Genomic DNA, 17,302 nt, shown 5'->3' with positions numbered 1-17,302 from the left:
CGGCGTTCCGTCGTGCGTGGCGGCCCGGGTGCGGCGGGGCTATCCTCGCGGCTCCCGGGCGCAGGCGTCCAGCACCGTGCCCGCGAAGTCGGTGACCAGGCGGTTCCAGGTGCGCCAGCGCAGCATCGCGTGCACGTCCAGGGGCACCCGGACGAACTCCGCCGACTCCGCCACGCGGGCGATCCGCGCGGTGTGGTCGGCCGACGCCCGGGGGTTGGTGGTCAGGTCGCGGGAGCCGTGGGCGAGGAGCACGCGTCGGCCCACCAGCTGCTCCACCGGTTCCCCCTCGGGAAGCCACGGGGCCAGCGCCGCGACGCCGCGCACTCCGGGCACCCCGCCCGAGCGCAGGGCCACGCGCCCGCCCAGCGAGTGGCCGACGAGGACCACCGGCACGCCGCCCAGGTGGCGCCTGACCTCGTCGACCGCGCGTCCGGCGTCCTCCAGGGAGGACCGGCCGTCGCCGTTCCAGCCGCGCACGCGGTTGCGCACCCGCCACACGGCCAGCCCCCGGTCGCCGTGCGCGCGGGCCAGCGCGGAGGCGAACGGGTCCATCCGCCGGACGGCGAGCTGACTCTGCTCCGTGCTCATCAGCCCGGTGACCTGGCCGCCGTGCAGCACGATCGCCACCGCGGCCACCGGGCGGGGCGGCGCCCACCGGGTGATCCAGGGGCCCAGCGGCCCGAGGGCCCGCTCGGCCGACCGGGGGCGGTGCGTGGGAGAAGCCCGCATCCTCGGTGAACTCCCTTCTGAGGGGGACCGCGCGGCCCGGTGCCGCTCGGTTCGGTCTCCCCGGGTTCTTCGGCGCCGGGGCCGTGCCGGATTGCCCGGCTTCCGGCCCGGCACCCCCGCGCGGGCGCGAGACGGCGTGTGGCGGTCCGCGGGCAGCCCCGGAACGCTGCCGTTCCCGGCGCGGGCGCGTCACGGAGGCGCGACGGGCGGGGGAGCGGTCCGGGAGGGGGCCGTCCCCGTGCGGGCGCGGTGCGAAGGAGGGGCCGGGTTGCCGTCCCCGCGCGCGGGCGCGACACTTGGCCCACACTCGCCCGCCGGACGCGAAGGGGCGGGTCCCCGCGCGCGGGCGCGACGCGACCGGCCCCGGCGACGCGACCCGGGCGGTCCGCGCGCGGACGCGGCGTCTCGGAGCGGGGGAGAGCACAGCGCGGACCGCGGCCGGGGACCGGCCGTCGAGGTGGTGGAGGTGGCATTGGGCGGGCCGTCACGGGTGATCCCGCACACGACGAGCAGGGCGGCGGTCCTCGACGTCATCCGTGCCGCGGGCACGATCAGCCGCGTGGGGCTGGTGGAGGCCACCGGGTTCACCGGTGCCACCATCTCCACCGTCGTCCGCAGGCTCATCGACGACGGCCTGGTCCTGGAGACCGGGCGCGCCGAGTCCACCGGTGGCAAGCCGCGCGTCCTGCTCCGGCTCAACCGGGAGTCGCGCTACGCCGTGGGAGTCCACATCGACCCCATCGGCATCACCTACGCCCTCATCGACCTCACCGGCGCCGTGGTCTCCCGGATGACCCGCGCCGGGGTGAACCGGGACGAGGACCCGGCCGAGACCACCTCCCGCATGTCCCGGCAGGTGGAGGCCCTGGTGGAGGGCGCCGGGGTGGACCGCGAGCGGGTGCTCGGCGTCGGGCTGGTCGCCCCGACCGGCGGGCTCCACCGGCACCCCTCGCTGCGGCACTGGGCCGGCTACCCCGCGGCCGAGGAGCTGGAGGGCGCGGTCGGCCTGCCCGTGGTGCCGGGCAACGACGCGACCGCCGCCGCCCTCGGCGAGTACTGGTCCGGCGTGGTCGGCGGGTCGTCCATCTTCGCCGCCGTGTACATGGGCACCGGTGTCGGCGCCGGGGTCCTGGTCAACGGCATCCCCTACCACGGGGCCAGCGGCAACGCCGGGGAGATCGGGCACGTGTGCCTGGAAGTGGACGGGCCGCTGTGCTGGTGCGGCGGACGCGGGTGCGCCGAGGCGGTCGCCGGTCCGGCCGCCGTCGTGGCGGCCGCCCGTGCCGACGGGGAGCTCGCCCGCACCGCCGGCCTCACCCGGGACGGCGGCCGGGTCCGGCCGTCGGTGGGCGCGGAGTTCACCGCCGTGGTCCGCGCGGCCCGCCTGGGCCAGCCCACCGCCCGCGCCCTGCTGGACCGCTCCGCCCGCCGCCTGGCCGTGGCGGTCCGCACGCTGGCCAATCTGATGGACCTGGACCTGCTGGTGCTGACCGGTTCGAGCCTGGCCGCGGCGGGGTCGGTCTACCTGCCCGTCATCCAGGAGGAGCTGGACCGGGCCTTCTTCGCCCGCGCCGCCCACCCGGTCGAGGTGCGCATGTCCACGTCGGCCGCGACCGCGCCCGCCATCGGCGCGGCGGCCATGGTCCTCCAGGGCCAACTGGTTCCGCTGCGCCCCGGGCTGCGCCTGCCCGCGAACCTGTCGGAGTCCGGGGAGGACTGGGACTGAGCGCCCTGCGGGGTCCGGTGCCGCGCGGACCGGCGCGGCCGTCCACCCGGAACCCGCCGGAACCCGCCGGAACCCGCCGGAACACCGTCCGCCCGGTGTCGGGGAGCCCTCGGGCCGTCGCCGCCAGGCGTCCGGGGCGCCCTGTGGGCGCGGTCAGGCGTCCGGGACGCCCTGTGGGCGCGGTCAGGCGTCCGGGACGCCCTCGATCCGACGGGTTCAGGCGTCCGGGACGCCCTCCAGTTCCTCGACGGCGCGGGTCAGCCACGCCACCCACCCGGCCTCCACGTCGATGCCGCCGAGCAGCACCAGGCGCTGGACCCGCTCCCGTTCGGTGGCGGGCCCGTCCGGGTAGTCGCGCCGCTCGAACCCGCGGTACTCCTCCAGCCGCAGCAGGTGCAGGTCGCGGTGGCGGCGCAGTTCCGCCACCAGGCCGCGCACGCCCACCACCCCGGCGGCGCGCAGCCGCAGCGGCAGCGGGTCGCGGGAGGCCCTGGGGTCCTCGCGCAGGTCCACCCAGCGCTCCAGCTCCTCCCGTCCCGCGGGCAGCACCTCGTACTCCTTGCGCCCTCCGCGGGTCGGCCCGTCCGTCGCCAGCGCCCGGATCAGCGCCGCCCGCTCCAGCTTGCCCAGCTCCCGGTAGATCTGCTGGTGGGTGGCCGACCAGAAGTACCCGATCGAGCGGTCGAAGCGCCGGGCCAGCTCCAGGCCGGACGAGGGCTTCTCCAGCAGGGCGGTCAGGATGGCGTGGGGCAGGGACATGGGCGCATTCTAGGCAGTGTTCTTTGGGGCCTCCGCTTCGCTTCGTCCCACCCGTCGCCCGCCACCACCCTCAACCGACGCCTACGGCGCAGTCCTGCTTGCAGTCCCACCTCCGTCACCTCCAGAACCCCGTGGACGCCCGAAGACCCCCCTGTAGCAGGCTCAGAAAAAAGATCCGCGCCCCATCACGGGGCGGACTCGGGGAGGCGGACCATGACCCTGCCCTCCACGACCGACGCGTCCAGGACCTGCGGCGGAGCGGTCGCGGGGCCGTGGACCACCGTCCCGTCGTCCAGGCGGAACTCGCTGCCGTGCCAGGGGCAGCGCACGCACCCGTCCACCCGCTCGCCCTCGGCCAGGGGAGCGCCCATGTGCGGGCACGTGCCCAGCATCGCGCTCACGGAGCCGCCCGTCCGCGCCACCAGGACCGGGACGCCCGCCACGTCGCCCCCGCCGAGACCGCCGTCGTCGAACCCGTCCAGCGGGCCGAGGTCGTGCCAGCCCCCGGGCAGCAGGTCGACCAGGTGGTCGGCGCTGTTGGCGCCCGCCGACCGGTAGTAGGCCATGTGCCCGCCCAGGGACCCGCTCAGGCCGACCACGCCCACGCCGACCAGCGCCAGGAACCTCCCCCAGCCCTGGCGGCCGCGGGCCCGGGCCAGCGAGGAGGCGCCGAACAGCAGGGTGCCGACGCCGTTGGTCGCCGCGTGCACCACGCCCACGCGCTGCTGGCGCTCGTGCTGCTGCGACCAGTCCGCCAGGCCGCTCACCACGGCGGGCAGGGTCGTGACCAGACCTGCGTTGACCAGCGCGTGCGCGCTGCGGCGGTGGTCCCCGGGCAGCGAGTCCAGCAGGACCGCCGCCATCCACGTACCGAGGGGCAGCTGCACCAGGATCGGATGGACGGGGTGCCCGAGCTGGACCCCGTGCAGCATGTCGCGGACGGTGCCGGACGGGATCCGTTCGGCCAGGCTCTTCATGCCGGAGACCGCGGGGTCGAGCTGCTCGTCGCGTTCGATCCGGCGGATGCGTTCACCGATTCTCATGGTGGTGCGGCTACCCGGGGTGCGCGCGTGCCACTCACGGGACACGGGGCCGCGCGGATCCTTGAACCCGGCTTTCCCCGGCCTCCCGTTGCTCTTGCGCCGGAGAGGCCGGGGCGGGCGTCACAGCGCGGCGGCCAGGCGGGTGCCCTGGTCGATCGCGCGCTTGGCGTCGAGCTCGGACGCCTCGTCGGCGCCGCCGATCAGGTGGACCGCGCGGCCCGAGGCGGTCAGCTCGTCGGCGAGGTCCCGGAGCGGTTCCTGGCCCGCGCACACCACGACGGTGTCCACGTCGAGCACGCGCTTCTCCCCGTCGACGGTCAGGTGCAGGCCCTCGTCGTCGATCCGGTCGTACTCGGCCCCCGCGACCGTCTCCACGCCGCGGTGGCGCAGCTCCAGCCGGTGGATCCATCCGGTCGTCTTGCCCAGGCCCGCGCCGACCTTGCCGGTCCTGCGCTGGACCAGGTGCACGGTGCGCGGCGACGCCGGACGCAGGGGCTCGCCGAGGCCGCCCCGGGAGGCGGGGTCGGTGTCCACGCCCCACCTGCGCAGGAACTCCCCGGTGTCGACGTCGCCCCCGCCGTCGGTGAGGAAGGCGGCCACGTCGAAGCCGATGCCGCCCGCGCCGATGACCGCCACGCGCTCGCCGACCTCGGCGTTCCCGCGCAGGACGTCCGCGTAGCCCACCACCTTGGGGTGGTCCACGCCCGGGATCCCCGGCACGCGAGGGGTGACGCCGGTGGCGAGCACGACCTCGTCGTAGCCCTCCAGGTCGGCGGCCCCCACCCTGGTGCCCAACCGCACGTCCACCCCGTGCCGGTCGAGCTGGACCCGGTAGTAGCGCAGGGTCTCGTCGAACTCCCGCTTGCCCGGCACGCGGCGGGCCAGGTTCAGCTGGCCGCCGATCTCCCCGGCCGCGTCGAACAGCGTGACCTCGTGCCCGCGCTCGGCGGCGGACACGGAGCAGGCGAGCCCGGCGGGTCCGGCGCCCACGACGGCCACTCTCCTGCGCAGGCGGGTGGGGGAGAGCACGAGTTCGGTCTCGTGGCAGGCGCGCGGGTTCACCAGGCAGGAGCTGACCTTCAGGCTGAACGTGTGGTCCAGACAGGCCTGGTTGCAGCCGATGCAGGTGTTGATCTGCTCGGGGGTGCCCGCCGCGGCCTTGGCGACGAAGTCGGGGTCGGCCAGGAAGGGGCGGGCCAGGGAGACCATGTCGGCGTCGCCCCCGGCCAGGATCTCCTCGGCGACCTCGGGGGTGTTGATGCGGTTGACCGCGACGAGCGGCACGGACACCCGGCCCCGGAGCCTGCGGGTCACCCAGCTGTAGGCGCCGCGTGGAACGGACGTGGCGATGGTGGGGATGCGCGCCTCGTGCCAGCCGATACCGGTGTTGATGATGGTCGCCCCGGCCTCCTCCACGGCCTTGGCCAGCCGGACCACCTCGTCGAACGTGGAGCCGCCGGGTACCAGGTCGAGCATGGACAGCCGGTAGACCACGATGAAGTCGGTGCCGACGCGTTCGCGCACGCGCCGCACGATCTCCACGGGGAAGCGCATGCGGTTCTCGAAGGAGCCGCCCCAGTCGTCCTCGCGCCTGTTGGTGGCCCGGGCGATGAACTGGTTGATCAGGTACCCCTCGGAGCCCATGATCTCCACGCCGTCGTACCCGGCGTGCCTGGCCAGTTCGGCGGCGCGGGCGAAGTCCTCGATGGTGCGCTCGACCTCGTCGCCGGTGAGTGCCCGGGGCGTGAAGGCGCTGATGGGGGCCTGGATCGCGCTCGGCGCCACCGCGTCCTCGTTGAAGGCGTAGCGGCCGGTGTGCAGGATCTGCATGGCGATGCGCCCGCCCTCGCGGTGCACGGCCTCGGTGACCACGCGGTGCTCCCCGGCCTCCGCCTCGGTGGTCATCTTCGCGGCGCCCTTGTAGGTGGCGCCCTCGGGGTTGGGGGCGATGCCGCCGGTGACGATGAGGCCGACGCCGCCCCGGGCGCGCTCGGCGTAGAAGGCGGCCATCCGCTCGAAGCCGCCCGGCGCCTCCTCCAGGCCCAGGTGCATGGAGCCCATGACCACGCGGTTGGCGAGGGTGGTGAAGCCCAGGTCCAGCGGTTCCAGCAGGTGGGGGTAGTCGCCCATGTCGTCTCCTCGCGCGGTGCCTCGCGGGCCGGTGTCCGGTCGGCCCGCACTCATTATGCAACAAGTTGCAAAAAGGGTCGTGGGCGCACCTCGTGTACCGGGGGAGCGGGCCCGGGCCGACCGGGAACGGGAGCGAGAGGCCGTCGGGGGTCTGTGGGAGGAGGGCGGCTCAGGCTCCGGAACGGCTGACTGAGACTGGAAGTGAGACTAGGTACGACGAAGGCCCCGGCCGGTGTCCGGTCGGGGCCTTTCGTTTCGGCTGCTGGCTTTCGGGGGTTTCAGGGGGTCGTACCCCTGGGAAAGACTTCGGCCCGTGGGGAGGACGACCGAAGGTCGTCGACCACCACGGGCCGCTCGCGGAGGATAGGGGATTCGAACCCCTGAGGCGTTGCCACCAACACGCTTTCCAAGCGTGCGCCCTAGGCCACTAGGCGAATCCTCCGCGAACAACTCTACATGCCGCGACGGGGTGCTCCGAACAGGTTCCCGCGTCCCCGCCCGGCCCCGGGATCACAGGGCCCGGCTGGACCTCACCGCGCTGATGGCGTTGTTGCGGAAGGCGTCCACGAACAGCGAGTAGTCGGCCCGGGTCTGGGCCGCGTACCGGTGCGCGAAGTCCACGCACCACCGCGTGAACTCCGCCTCGCGGCCGTCGAGCACCGCCATGACCGCCTCCTCGGTCTGGCCGCGCACGAGCGTGGCGTCCGCGTGCGAGTCGGACACGCAGTGCGCCTTGGCGGTGGCGCGCCCCAGGTAGTCCAGCACCGGCGCGATCTCCGCGGGCTCGGTGAGGTCGTCCCAGTCCAGGTCGTTGGTGTAGGGGGAGACCTCGCTCACCACGAAACCCACGGCGCCCATCTCGGTGTGGCCCAGCAGCGGGTCCGCGTGAGCCTGGAGCGCCCGCTGGGACACCGCGGTGCGGTGCCCGTGGTGCTGGAAGTAGTCCATGATGCGCTGGTCGGTCACCACCCGCGAGGGCGCGGCCACGTTGCCCTGCTTCATGGACAGCACGATGTCGTTGTCCCACGCCTCCGACTGGCCCTCGATGAGCAGGGTGTAGGCGGGCAGCCCCGCCGAGCCGATCCCGAAGCCGCCGCTGCCCACCACGTCCTTGACCGCGTAGTTGATCGACGCGTACCGCCGGTCCTCGGGGATGGTGTCCAGGTAGGCCTCGTAGGCGACCATGACCCGTTCCCGCTCGGCGTCGTCCAGGCGGCGCGCCCGGGGGCCCTCGGCGAAGCGGCGGGTGTACCCGTCGCGGGACGTCATGGACGACAGCATCTCGGCGCGGCTGTTGAGCCGGGTCCTCTGGAGCACGTCGTGCACGGTGCCGTCGGTGTTGCCCAGCTTGAGCGAGAACTCCGAGTCGTTGCCCGTCGTCGCGAACTCGCGCACCTGGGCGATGTAGGCGTCGATGTAGTGCGGCAGGAGCGCACTGATGTCCTCGTCGGACAGGGCCTTCTGCCAGCCCATCACCCCGATGCTGGCCGCGAACCTGAGCACGTCCCAGGTGAAGTGGCCGAGGTAGGCCTCGTCGAAGTCGTTGACGTCGAACACCAGCCGCCCGGTGGAGTCCATGTAGGTGCCGAAGTTCTCCGCGTGCAGGTCGCCCTGGATCCACACCCGCGAGGTGCGTTCGTCGGCCCAGGGGTCGTCCATGCCCGAGACGTCGTTGTAGAAGAGCGCGGCGCTGCCCCGGTAGAAGGCGAACGGGTTGGCCGCCATCTTGCGGAACTTGACGCGGAACGCCGCCGGGTCGGCGGCCATCAGGTCCGAGAAGGCGTTCTCCAGCGTGGCGACGATGAGGTCGCGGCGCTCCGGGGAGCTGTCGGTGGAATCGAGCCGGTCGAGCATGCCCATGCCGTCCATGATCTCTGAGAGGTTACGTGTGTGCCGGTCCGGGCCCCGTGGGCCCCGTGCCCGAGATGAGACGCCTGATGCGGGGTGTGCGTTCCGCCCGATGCCGGTGTTCCGGAGGGCGACGCGCTCCGGGGGAGGGGCCGGGGGCGCACGGGTTGCCCGAGCGGTCCGGGGTTCGGATACACTCGGGGCAGACCCCTCGTGCGGCGTCACCCTATGAACCTCCCCAGGGCCGGAAGGCAGCAAGGATAAATGGGCTCTGGCGGGTGCGCGGGGGGTCCTTTGTCTTTCTCCGGCCCGGTCGAACCCCTCCCGGTCCTCGTCAACCGGCGCGAGCTGTCACCGCCCGCGGGTTGAATGGACACGTGGCAGGGACCAGGGGAGGAATCACACCGTGAGCATCGCGCTGTACCGCAAGTACCGGCCCGCGACGTTCGGCGAGGTGCGTGGCCAGGAACACGTGACGGACCCGCTGCGCCAGGCGCTGCGCAGCGGACGGATCAACCACGCCTACCTGTTCAGCGGCCCGCGCGGCTGCGGCAAGACCACCAGCGCCCGCATCCTGGCCCGCTCCCTCAACTGCGCCGAGGGCCCCACCCCCGACCCCTGCGGCACCTGCGACTCCTGCGTGGCACTGGCCCCCGACGGCGGCGGCAGCATCGACGTCATCGAGATCGACGCCGCCTCCCACGGCGGTGTGGACGACGCCCGCGACCTGCGCGAACGCGCCTTCTTCTCCCCGGTCAACTCGCGCTACAAGATCTACATCATCGATGAGGCGCACATGGTGACCCGGGAGGGCTTCAACGCCCTCCTCAAGCTGGTCGAGGAGCCCCCGCCGCACCTGAAGTTCGTGTTCGCGACCACCGAGCCCGAGAAGGTCATCGGCACGATCCGCTCGCGGACCCACCACTACCCGTTCCGCCTGATCCCCCCGAGCACCCTCAAGGAGCTCATGGAGGACCTCCTCAAGGAGGAGGGCGTCTCCTACGACCCGGCCGCGCTGCCGCTGGTCGTGCGCGCGGGCGCGGGCTCGGCGCGCGACACGCTCTCGGTGCTGGACCAGCTCATCGCCGGTTCGGACGAGGGCGGCATCACCCGTGAGGGCGCCGTCTCCCTGCTGGGCTACACCGACTCCAGCCTGCTCGGCGAGATGGTCGACGCGCTCGGCGCCCGCGACGGCGCCGCCGTGTTCGGCCTGATCGACCGCGTGGTGGAGGGCGGGCTCGACCCGCGCCGGTTCACCACGGACCTGCTGGAGCGCTTCCGCGACCTGGTCGTCCTGGCCGCCGTACCCGACGCCCTGGACAAGGGCCTGGTCAACGTCGACCCGGAGGCGACCGAGCGGATGAAGGACCAGGCCGCGCGCCTGGGCCCGGCCGAGCTGAGCCGCGCGGCCGACATCCTCAACCAGGGCCTGACCGAGATGCGCGGCGCCACCGCGCCCCGTCTGCTGCTGGAACTCATGTGCTCGCGGGTGCTGCTCCCGGCCGCCGACGGCGACCAGGGCGTGGCCCTGCTGGCCCGCCTGGAGCAGATGGAGCGCCGGATCGCCTCCGGCGCCGCCACCCCCTCCGCCGCGCCGGTCCAGCCCGCCCCCGCGCCCGCGCCCGCACCGGTCACACCGGCCTCCCCGGTGGTGCCCTCCGAACCCGTGCGCGCCGCCGCGGCTCCCGCCCCGTCGGTCGCTCCGGCTCCTCCGGAGGCCCCCGCCGCCCCGGCCCCGGCGCAGCAGCGCTCCGAGCCCGCGGGCTGGGACGCCCCGGCCAAGCAGGCCGCCCCCGCGCGGAGCCAGGCGCCCGCGGCGTCCGGCGGCTCCCTGGACCTGGGGCGCGTGCAGGGTGCCTGGCCGCAGATCCTGGAGGCGGTCAAGGGCCGCCGCCGGTTCACCTGGATGGTGCTGAGCGGCAGCGACGTCCGTCCGGTGGGTGTGGAGGGCAACGCCGTCCTGCTCGGCTTCTCCCGGCCCAACGAGGCCAAGGGCTTCAGTAACAGCGGCAGCGATCAGGTGGTGGCCGCCGCGATCCAGCAGGTCCTGGGCATGGAGGTGCGCGTCGCCGCCGCGGGCAGCGCCGCCACGGCCTCAGCCGCCCCCGCGCGCAGGCCCGAGCCCGCGCGCCAGGCCGAGCCCGCCGGGTGGGACGCGCCCGCTCCCGAACCCGCGCGGCCCGCGGCGCCCGAGCCCGCGCCGCAGGCGGCCTCCGGACCGAACCCCGGACAGGCTCCGGAACCCGCTCCGGCCCCGGACCCCGCACCGACCGGTCCGCCGCCGGACCGCATCGTCACCGGACTCCAGGAACCGCCGCCCGACCCCTACGAGGACGCGGCCGCCGCGCCGCCGCCCGAGTACGGCGACTCCTCGCCCGCGGTCGAGCAGGCCCCCCGCCCCGTCCCGCCGCGGCCCGAGGCCGCGGCGCAGTCCGCCGGAGCCGCCTCCGCGGGCGCAGCCGGCGGCGCGGAGGCCCCCGGCGGCGCGAGGGCCTCCGGGCCTTCCAGCGCCTCGGGGACGTTGGGCGCCGGGCTGATCGAGTCCGAGCTCGGCGGCCGGGTCATCGACGAGATCGAGCACGAGGCCCCGGACCCCTCCCTCTAGGTGGTGTCCCCCGGACCTCCGCGTTCGCCGCTGAAGGGCGCCCTCGCGGCTATTCGCGGGGGCGCAGCGCGCGCAGCACCACGTCCACGAGCTCGTCCACGTACTCGTGCGTGAGCGGCCCGGTGCGCAGCAGCCAGCGTTGGTGGAACGGACCGAGGAACAGCTCCGTGGCCAGCCGCAGGTCGATCTCCGGGTCCACCTCGCCCGCCGCCACGGCGGAGCGCAGCCGGTCCTCGAAAACCCGCGCGTTCGGGCCCATCAGGCGTTCCTGGACGATCTCGGCGAAGACCGGGTCGTGCTGGAGTTCGGCGGTGAACGCGCGCGTGGTCCGGTCCATCTCCGGGATGCGGAACTCGTCCGCCGTGGCGCGGAGCACCGTCCGCATGTCCTCGGCCAGGTCGCCGGTGTCGGGCAGGGGCTCACCGGCGACCCCGCCGGTCAGCGCGGTGAACACGTCCAGGACGACGGCCGCCTTGGACGGCCACCAGCGGTAGATGGTCTGCTTGCCGACCTTGGCCCTGGCGGCGATCGCCTCCATCGTGAGCCCGGCGTAACCGACCTCGCCCATCAGTTCGGCGGCGGCGTCGACGATGGCGCGCCGCGCGCGTTCGCTGCGGCGGCGGGGGTCGGGACCGCGGCGGACCCTGGTCTCTTCCTGTGTGGTGTTCTCTGCCATACCTGCCACGTTAACCGCTGAAAAATGACGAGACGTATCGTCTTGGTGCCGATATCCTGCGGAGGTCGGATCGACTTGTCGAGGCGTCTCGCCTCGTCTGGAGGGAAAGGAGGTCCGCGTGGGCAGGAACAGCGACAACCTTCTGGGCATGGGCGGACAGCGCAACACCGTCTCGCGCTCCGCGCTTCGCGGGGGCAAGGGCGGCGGCCGGGGCGGCCCCAGCGACGACGCCGTGGAGCGCAAGCAGGAGCTGCTGCGCAAGCTCCGCGAGAAGCAGGGCAAGGACGCGAACGCGGAGCCCGAGAAGACCGAAGGCGCCCAGGGACAGGCGTGAGCGCGCGGCGACGGCCCCCTCCGAGGGGGCCGTCGGCGTCCGCGAACCTCGCGCGGTCACACCGTCCAGCCCCGTCCGTCCGGTGCGTCCAGCCACACCCGGTGCGTGCCGTCGGCGCCCACCGAGAGCCCGAACCGGTCCGGGTCGGGCGCGCCCAACCGGGTCCACAGCTCCAGGGCCTCCTCGAACTCGTCCCAGATGCTCCTCGGGCCGCCCTGCTCGATCATCCACGAGGTGCCGTAGGGGTACACGCGCACCCACGAGCCGCCGCTCCGGTCGAACACCCACACGCCCGACCCGGTGCCGATCCACCGCCGCCGCACCCGCCAGCCCGGCACCATCACCGACAGCGCGAACGCCGACGGGAAGGTCATCAGCGGCGCCACGGGGTCGGTCTGCGTGAGCCGGTACTCGTCGGGCTGCTGCCCCGAGTCCCGTACCGGTCGGGGCTGGGCGTCGGGTGTCCTCAGCGGCACGAACCCCACACCGCCGTGGAAGCTCGCCCGGGCCGAACCGTCCCCGGGGCACTCCACGCGCGCGATCACCCCGGCCCCCTCCAGCAGCCCCCACGGGCACACCACCAGGCCGTCGGGGCGCAACTGCTCCACCCAGGCGGGCGGCACGCGGCGCACGCCGCAGGTCGAGGTGATCCGGTCGTAGGGCGCGCCGGGCGGGTACCCCTCGTAGCCGTCGGCCAGGTGGACGGCGGGGGAGTAGCCCTCCGCGCGCAGGGCCTCGCGGGCGACTCCTGCCAGGCGCGGGTCGGTCTCCACGGACGTGACGGCGCTGTCGCCGAGCCGGTGCGCCAGCAGGGCGGTGTTCCAGCCGGTTCCGGTGCCCACCTCCAGGACCCTCTGCCCGTTGGCGAGGTCGGCCAGCTCCAGCATGCGGGCCAGGACCCGGGGCGCCGAGACGGACGAGGTCGCCGCCTCCGCCCGCTCCCGGGAGTCGGGGCCGCTCGGCCCCCGCTGCCCGGACCCGAACTCCCCGGCGTCGTGGGCGCGCTGCTCCCGGGGCTCCGGCTCCTGTTCGCCGGGCGCCCGGAAGCCGGGGGCCCGGGGGTCGGGCGCCTCCCGGTACGCGGACGGGTCGGGTCCGTCTACCTGGGTCACGATGGCGTTGTCGGCGTACACGGCCGCGAGCCACCGCTCGGGGTTGCTGTTGGCGTTGAGGGCGGTCCCGTGCGCGGTCACCGCGCCGGTCTCGGGGACGAACCGGTGTCTGGGCACCGACCGGAACGTGTCGGTGAGGGCGGCGTCGGTCAGCGTGCCGTCCGCGACCATCGCCTCGACCAGCGCCGAGTGGCGCTCTCTGGCGGTCAACACGTCCTCACTCCCCCGTGGCTCTCAGCGCTGCCGGTGGTGCCCGAGGGCACTACCGGGACTCTTGTGCCCCGCAGAACACCTTTTCAACCGAGAGTGATGTTAGCGCCACTCTTGGTTCTCACTCCTGGTAGGTGCCCTTTCGGGAGAGTCGTCCTACCGGCGGGGCGCGGCGTCCTCCGAGGGGCGGCCCGCCCGTCTCCTCCCCTTCCCTCCCATCGCCCACCGGCCCGCCCGCATGTTCGCTGATGACCGGTTACGCTCACAGCAACAGCGACATGACAGCGAGACCCAGCACGAAGAGTGCGGCGAGGAGACGGCCGTGAACCCTGGCGGAATGGACATGCAGGCCCTGCTCCAGCAGGCCCAGCAGATGCAGCAGCAGCTCGTGGAGGCCCAGCAGGCGCTGGAGGACGCCGAGGTCGAGGGCACCTCCGGCGGCGGCCTGGTGAAGGTCAAGCTGAGCGGGCGCGGGCAGGTCGAGGACGTGACCGTCGCCCCCGAGGCGATCGACCCGGCCGACCCCGCCGAGAGCGCCCAGACCGTCGCGGACCTGGTCCTGGCGGCCATCCGCGACGCCGAGGCGCAGGTGGAGCGGCTCCAGCAGGAGAAGATGGGCCCGCTCGCCGAGGGCCTGGGCGGCGGCGGGATGCCCGGCGGCATGCCCGGCCTCCCCGGCTTCTAGCCCGGTCCGCGACAGCCGCACGGACTTCCCGGGGCCGGTCCCGGTACCGCTTCACAGACCGGTCCCGGGGCCGCTTCACAGACAGGTCCCGGTACCGCTTCACAGACAGGTCCCGGTACCGCTTCACAGACAGATCCCGGGGACGGTCCCGGCGGCGGGAACGGCACCGGGACCGGCCGGGCGGGTCCCGGCGTACGCGCGAGTCCTCCGCGCCGGATACGGTGGGGGAACGGGGCCGCGGACCGCCCCGACAGACCCGGTCCGTCACTGATGGGTAGGCGATGTACGAAGGCGCGGTGCAGAATCTGATCGACGAGCTCGGGCGGCTGCCCGGCGTCGGTCCGAAAAGCGCGCAGCGCATCGCCTTCCACCTCCTGTCCGCCGAGCACGCCGACGTCAAACGCCTCGTCAGCGCGCTCGTCGAGGTCAAGGAGAAGGTGCGCTTCTGCTCGGTCTGCGGCAACGTCGCCGAAGAGGACCAGTGCCGCATCTGCCGTGACGTCCGCCGCGACCCCGCCATCATCTGCGTGGTCGAGGAGTCCAAGGACGTCGTCGCCATCGAGCGCACCCGCGAGTTCCGGGGCCGCTACCACGTCCTGGGCGGCGCCATCAGCCCCATCGAGGGTGTGGGCCCCGACGACCTGCGCATCAAGGAACTCATGACCCGCCTGGCCGACGGCCAGGTGACGGAGCTGATCCTGGCCACGGATCCCAACCTGGAAGGGGAGGCCACCGCGACCTATCTGGCGCGGCTGGTCAAACCCATGGGGTTGAAGGTGACCCGTCTGGCCAGCGGCCTGCCCGTGGGCGGCGACCTGGAGTACGCCGACGAGGTCACCCTCGGCCGTGCCTTCGAGGGCCGCCGCAGCCTGGAGTTCTAGCGCGTCGCGCTCTGGAGTTCTAGCTCACATTCGCCGTTCATCCGCGCGAAACACGAGTAACCTCCGCCTGACCGGGTAAGCCCCATCGCCGGTGTGTCAAGACGCCACGCCCTCCCTTCGCAGGTCAGATGGGGTGGACGAGGACGTCTGTGACTACACTCCATTTCATTGTCTTGATCCCAACTCCTCAGGAGCATCGATCGTGGCCCTAATCGTGCAGAAGTACGGTGGGTCTTCCGTGGCAGACGCGGAAGCCATCAAGCGAGTAGCCCAGCGGATCGTCGCTCAGAAAAAGGCGGGATATGACGTCGTCGTCGTGGTCTCGGCCATGGGCGACACCACCGACGAACTCCTGGACCTGGCCGAGCAGGTCAGCCCGATGCCGCCGGCCCGCGAGCTGGACATGCTGGTCACCGCGGGCGAGCGCATGTCCATGGCACTCGTGGCGATGGCCATCGAGAACCTGGGGTTCGAAGCCAGGTCCTTCACCGGTTCCCAGGCCGGTGTGATCACCACGTCGCTGCACGGCAACGCCAAGATCATCGACGTGACCCCGGGCCGGATCCAGGAGGCCGTGGGCGAGGGCGCGATCTGCATCGTCGCCGGGTTCCAGGGCGTCTCCCAGGACACCAAGGACATCACGTCCCTGGGCCGGGGCGGCTCCGACACCACCGCCGTCGCGCTGGCCGCCGCCCTGGAGGCCGACGCCTGCGAGATCTACAGCGACGTCGACGGTGTGTTCACCGCCGACCCGCGCATCGTGCCGAGCGCCCAGCGCATCCCCCAGATCTCCTACGAGGAGATGCTGGAGATGGCCGCGTCCGGGACCAAGATCCTGCACCTGCGCTGTGTCGAGTACGCGCGTCAGTACAACATCCCCCTTCACGTCCGTTCATCTTTCAGCCAGAAGCCAGGGACCTGGGTCGTCCCGGAAGTCGAGGAAAGCGAAGGCATGGAACAGCCGATCATCTCCGGTGTCTCTCACGACCGGAGCGAAGCCAAGATCACCGTCGTCGGCGTGCCCGACAAGATCGGTGAGGCCGCGACGATCTTCCGGGCCCTGGCCGACGCCGAGATCAACATCGACATGATCGTCCAGAACGTGTCGGCGGTCTCCACCTCGCGCACCGACATCTCCTTCACGGTCCCCAAGGACTTCGGCAAGGAGGCCGTCGCCGCGCTCAAGAAGGTGCAGGACAAGGTCGGGTTCGAGTCCCTGCGCTACGACGACAAGATCGGCAAGGTGTCGCTGATCGGCGCGGGCATGCGCTCCTACCCGGGCGTCACCGCCCGCTTCTTCGACGCGATCGCCGGTTCGAGCACCAACGTGGAGATGATCTCCACCTCGGAGATCCGCATCTCGGTGATCGTCGAGGAGGACCAGATCGACGCGGCGGTCCGCGCCGCCCACAGCGAGTTCCAGCTCGACGCCGACCAGGTCGAGGCTGTCGTCTACGGAGGTACCGGCCGATGAGCAACCGTCTTCCCACCCTCGCCGTCGTCGGCGCCACCGGTGCCGTCGGCACCGTGATGCTGGACATCCTGACCCAGCGCGAGAACGTCTGGGGCGAGATCCGCCTCGTCGCCTCCCCGCGCAGCGCGGGCAAGGTCCTGCGCGTGCGCGGCGAGGACGTCGTGGTCCAGGCCCTGGCCCCCGAGGTCTTCGACGGCGTGGACGTCGCCATGTTCGACGTCCCCGACGAGGTGTCCAAGGAGTGGGCGCCGGTCGCCGCCGCCCGCGGCGCGGTCGCCGTCGACAACTCCGGCGCGTTCCGCATGGACCCCGACGTCCCGCTCGTGGTGCCCGAGGTCAACGCGGACCAGGTCCGCAACCGCCCGCGCGGCATCATCAGCAACCCCAACTGCACCACCCTGTCGATGATCGTGGCCATCGGTGCCCTGCACCGCGCCTACGGCGTCACCGACCTGGTGGTCTCCTCCTACCAGGCCGCCTCCGGCGCCGGCCAGGAGGGCATCGACACCCTGCGCGACCAGATGGCCAAGGCCGGTGCCGACCGCAGCCTGGGCGACACGGCGGGCGACGTGCGCGCCGCCGTCGGCGAGCTGGGCCCGTTCCCGGCGCCGCTGGCCTACAACGTCGTTCCGTGGGCGGGTTCGCTCAAGGACGGCGGCTGGTCCTCGGAGGAGCTCAAGGTCCGCAACGAGTCCCGCAAGATCCTGGGCCTGCCCGACCTGCGCGTCTCGGCCACCTGCGTCCGCGTCCCCGTGATCACCACCCACTCGCTGGTCGTGCACGCGTCCTTCGCCGAGGAGGTGCCCGCCGACGCCGCCCGCGAGCTGCTCGGCTCCGCGGAGGGCGTACGGGTCCAGGACGACCCGGCCAACGGCGAGTTCCCGACCCCGGCCGACGTCGTGGGCACCGACCCGACCTGGGTCGGCCGCATCCGCCAGTCGCTGGACGACCCGAAGTCGCTGGACCTGTTCCTGTGCGGCGACAACCTGCGCAAGGGCGCCGCGCTCAACACGGCGCAGATCGCCGAGGTCGTGGCCGGGGAGTTCACCCGGGCCTGACCGCGCACACCGCCGGGCGACTCCAGCCGGTC

At 73.2% G+C, this 17,302-nt stretch carries 14 protein-coding genes, 1 tRNA gene and 1 other RNA gene; 8 read left to right on the top strand and 8 right to left on the bottom strand.

Annotation, left to right across the window (positions count from 1 at the left end; genetic code table 11):
• Positions 1-39 precede the first annotated feature (39 nt).
• Positions 40-729: an alpha/beta hydrolase gene (locus tag ACSTA4_RS29710; RefSeq protein WP_444961957.1), complete on the bottom strand. Its 690-nt coding sequence runs from the start codon at positions 727-729 to the stop codon at positions 40-42.
• 466 nt (positions 730-1,195) lie between these two features.
• Between ACSTA4_RS29710 and ACSTA4_RS29705 the strand changes: the two genes are divergently transcribed.
• Positions 1,196-2,455, top strand: a complete 1,260-nt coding sequence (locus ACSTA4_RS29705) for an ROK family transcriptional regulator (protein ID WP_444961956.1) — start codon at positions 1,196-1,198, stop codon at positions 2,453-2,455.
• A 216-nt stretch (positions 2,456-2,671) separates the two neighbouring features.
• On the opposite strand, the gene ACSTA4_RS29700 is transcribed toward ACSTA4_RS29705, so the two are convergent.
• The 5 genes from ACSTA4_RS29700 to ACSTA4_RS29680 all read right to left on the bottom strand — a co-directional run bounded on the left by ACSTA4_RS29700 (position 2,672) and on the right by ACSTA4_RS29680 (position 8,256).
• Positions 2,672-3,214 (bottom strand): PadR family transcriptional regulator, encoded by a 543-nt coding sequence (locus ACSTA4_RS29700; protein WP_444961955.1) that lies wholly within the window; start codon positions 3,212-3,214, stop codon positions 2,672-2,674.
• Positions 3,215-3,399: 185 nt separating this feature from the next.
• Positions 3,400-4,257 carry a Rieske 2Fe-2S domain-containing protein gene (locus tag ACSTA4_RS29695; protein ID WP_444961954.1) on the bottom strand — a complete coding sequence of 286 codons (858 nt, stop codon included), beginning with the start codon at positions 4,255-4,257 and terminating at the stop codon, positions 3,400-3,402.
• 120 nt (positions 4,258-4,377) lie between these two features.
• Entirely contained in the window at positions 4,378-6,387 is a 2,010-nt protein-coding gene (locus ACSTA4_RS29690; protein WP_444961953.1) for an oxidoreductase, read from the bottom strand.
• Between the two features lie 357 nt (positions 6,388-6,744).
• Positions 6,745-6,829, bottom strand: a tRNA-Ser gene (locus ACSTA4_RS29685).
• 68 nt (positions 6,830-6,897) lie between these two features.
• Positions 6,898-8,256, bottom strand: coding sequence for a DUF2252 domain-containing protein (locus ACSTA4_RS29680; RefSeq protein ID WP_444961952.1), 1,359 nt, complete (start codon positions 8,254-8,256; stop codon positions 6,898-6,900).
• Between the two features lie 181 nt (positions 8,257-8,437).
• Between ACSTA4_RS29680 and ffs the strand changes: the two genes are divergently transcribed.
• Positions 8,438-8,533: signal recognition particle sRNA small type (gene ffs / locus ACSTA4_RS29675), an RNA gene on the top strand.
• Between the two features lie 108 nt (positions 8,534-8,641).
• Positions 8,642-10,840 carry a DNA polymerase III subunit gamma and tau gene (locus ACSTA4_RS29670; protein WP_444961951.1) on the top strand — a complete coding sequence of 733 codons (2,199 nt, stop codon included), beginning with the start codon at positions 8,642-8,644 and terminating at the stop codon, positions 10,838-10,840.
• A 49-nt stretch (positions 10,841-10,889) separates the two neighbouring features.
• On the opposite strand, the gene ACSTA4_RS29665 is transcribed toward ACSTA4_RS29670, so the two are convergent.
• Positions 10,890-11,516, bottom strand: a complete 627-nt coding sequence (locus ACSTA4_RS29665) for a TetR/AcrR family transcriptional regulator (protein WP_444961950.1) — start codon at positions 11,514-11,516, stop codon at positions 10,890-10,892.
• 118 nt (positions 11,517-11,634) lie between these two features.
• Here ACSTA4_RS29665 and ACSTA4_RS29660 point away from each other — a divergent pair, with 118 nt between their 5' ends.
• The gene (locus ACSTA4_RS29660) at positions 11,635-11,850 is read left to right on the top strand and encodes a DUF6243 family protein (RefSeq protein ID WP_444961949.1); all 216 of its coding nucleotides are present in this window, start codon (positions 11,635-11,637) and stop codon (positions 11,848-11,850) included.
• A 56-nt stretch (positions 11,851-11,906) separates the two neighbouring features.
• On the opposite strand, the gene ACSTA4_RS29655 is transcribed toward ACSTA4_RS29660, so the two are convergent.
• Positions 11,907-13,172, bottom strand: coding sequence for a methyltransferase domain-containing protein (locus tag ACSTA4_RS29655; protein WP_444964305.1), 1,266 nt, complete (start codon positions 13,170-13,172; stop codon positions 11,907-11,909).
• Positions 13,173-13,509: 337 nt separating this feature from the next.
• On the opposite strand from ACSTA4_RS29655, the gene ACSTA4_RS29650 reads away from it, so the two are divergent.
• From ACSTA4_RS29650 to ACSTA4_RS29635, 4 genes are all read left to right on the top strand, one after another.
• Positions 13,510-13,857, top strand: coding sequence for a YbaB/EbfC family nucleoid-associated protein (locus tag ACSTA4_RS29650; RefSeq protein WP_017562872.1), 348 nt, complete (start codon positions 13,510-13,512; stop codon positions 13,855-13,857).
• A 281-nt stretch (positions 13,858-14,138) separates the two neighbouring features.
• Positions 14,139-14,738 carry a recombination mediator RecR gene (recR, locus tag ACSTA4_RS29645; RefSeq protein ID WP_013155805.1) on the top strand — a complete coding sequence of 200 codons (600 nt, stop codon included), beginning with the start codon at positions 14,139-14,141 and terminating at the stop codon, positions 14,736-14,738.
• 202 nt (positions 14,739-14,940) lie between these two features.
• On the top strand, positions 14,941-16,212 hold the full coding sequence (locus ACSTA4_RS29640; RefSeq protein ID WP_212642102.1) for an aspartate kinase: 1,272 nt from the start codon (positions 14,941-14,943) through the stop codon (positions 16,210-16,212).
• On the top strand, positions 16,209-17,270 hold the full coding sequence (locus ACSTA4_RS29635) for an aspartate-semialdehyde dehydrogenase (protein ID WP_019609489.1): 1,062 nt from the start codon (positions 16,209-16,211) through the stop codon (positions 17,268-17,270). The genes ACSTA4_RS29640 and ACSTA4_RS29635 overlap by 4 nt, the downstream gene beginning before the upstream one ends.
• The last annotated feature ends 32 nt before the right edge of the window (positions 17,271-17,302 follow it).

The sequence above is a fragment of the Nocardiopsis sp. M1B1 genome (genome assembly GCF_052466615.1).
The sequence above is the reverse complement of the archived record's forward strand: the minus strand, read 5'-3'. Positions and strand labels throughout refer to the sequence as shown.

What these genes read in the sequence shown, in the direction of transcription:
- recR (WP_013155805.1), top strand. Translation starts at nt 14,139, where the DNA reads ATGTACGAAGGCGCGGTGCAGAATCTGATCGACGAGCTCGGGCGGCTG.
- ACSTA4_RS29695 (WP_444961954.1), bottom strand. Translation starts at nt 4,257, where the DNA reads ATGAGAATCGGTGAACGCATCCGCCGGATCGAACGCGACGAGCAGCTC.
- ACSTA4_RS29680 (WP_444961952.1), bottom strand. Translation starts at nt 8,256, where the DNA reads ATGGACGGCATGGGCATGCTCGACCGGCTCGATTCCACCGACAGCTCC.
- ACSTA4_RS29635 (WP_019609489.1), top strand. Translation starts at nt 16,209, where the DNA reads ATGAGCAACCGTCTTCCCACCCTCGCCGTCGTCGGCGCCACCGGTGCC.
- ACSTA4_RS29650 (WP_017562872.1), top strand. Translation starts at nt 13,510, where the DNA reads ATGGACATGCAGGCCCTGCTCCAGCAGGCCCAGCAGATGCAGCAGCAG.
- ACSTA4_RS29690 (WP_444961953.1), bottom strand. Translation starts at nt 6,387, where the DNA reads ATGGGCGACTACCCCCACCTGCTGGAACCGCTGGACCTGGGCTTCACC.
- ACSTA4_RS29665 (WP_444961950.1), bottom strand. Translation starts at nt 11,516, where the DNA reads ATGGCAGAGAACACCACACAGGAAGAGACCAGGGTCCGCCGCGGTCCC.
- ACSTA4_RS29700 (WP_444961955.1), bottom strand. Translation starts at nt 3,214, where the DNA reads ATGTCCCTGCCCCACGCCATCCTGACCGCCCTGCTGGAGAAGCCCTCG.
- ACSTA4_RS29710 (WP_444961957.1), bottom strand. Translation starts at nt 729, where the DNA reads ATGCGGGCTTCTCCCACGCACCGCCCCCGGTCGGCCGAGCGGGCCCTC.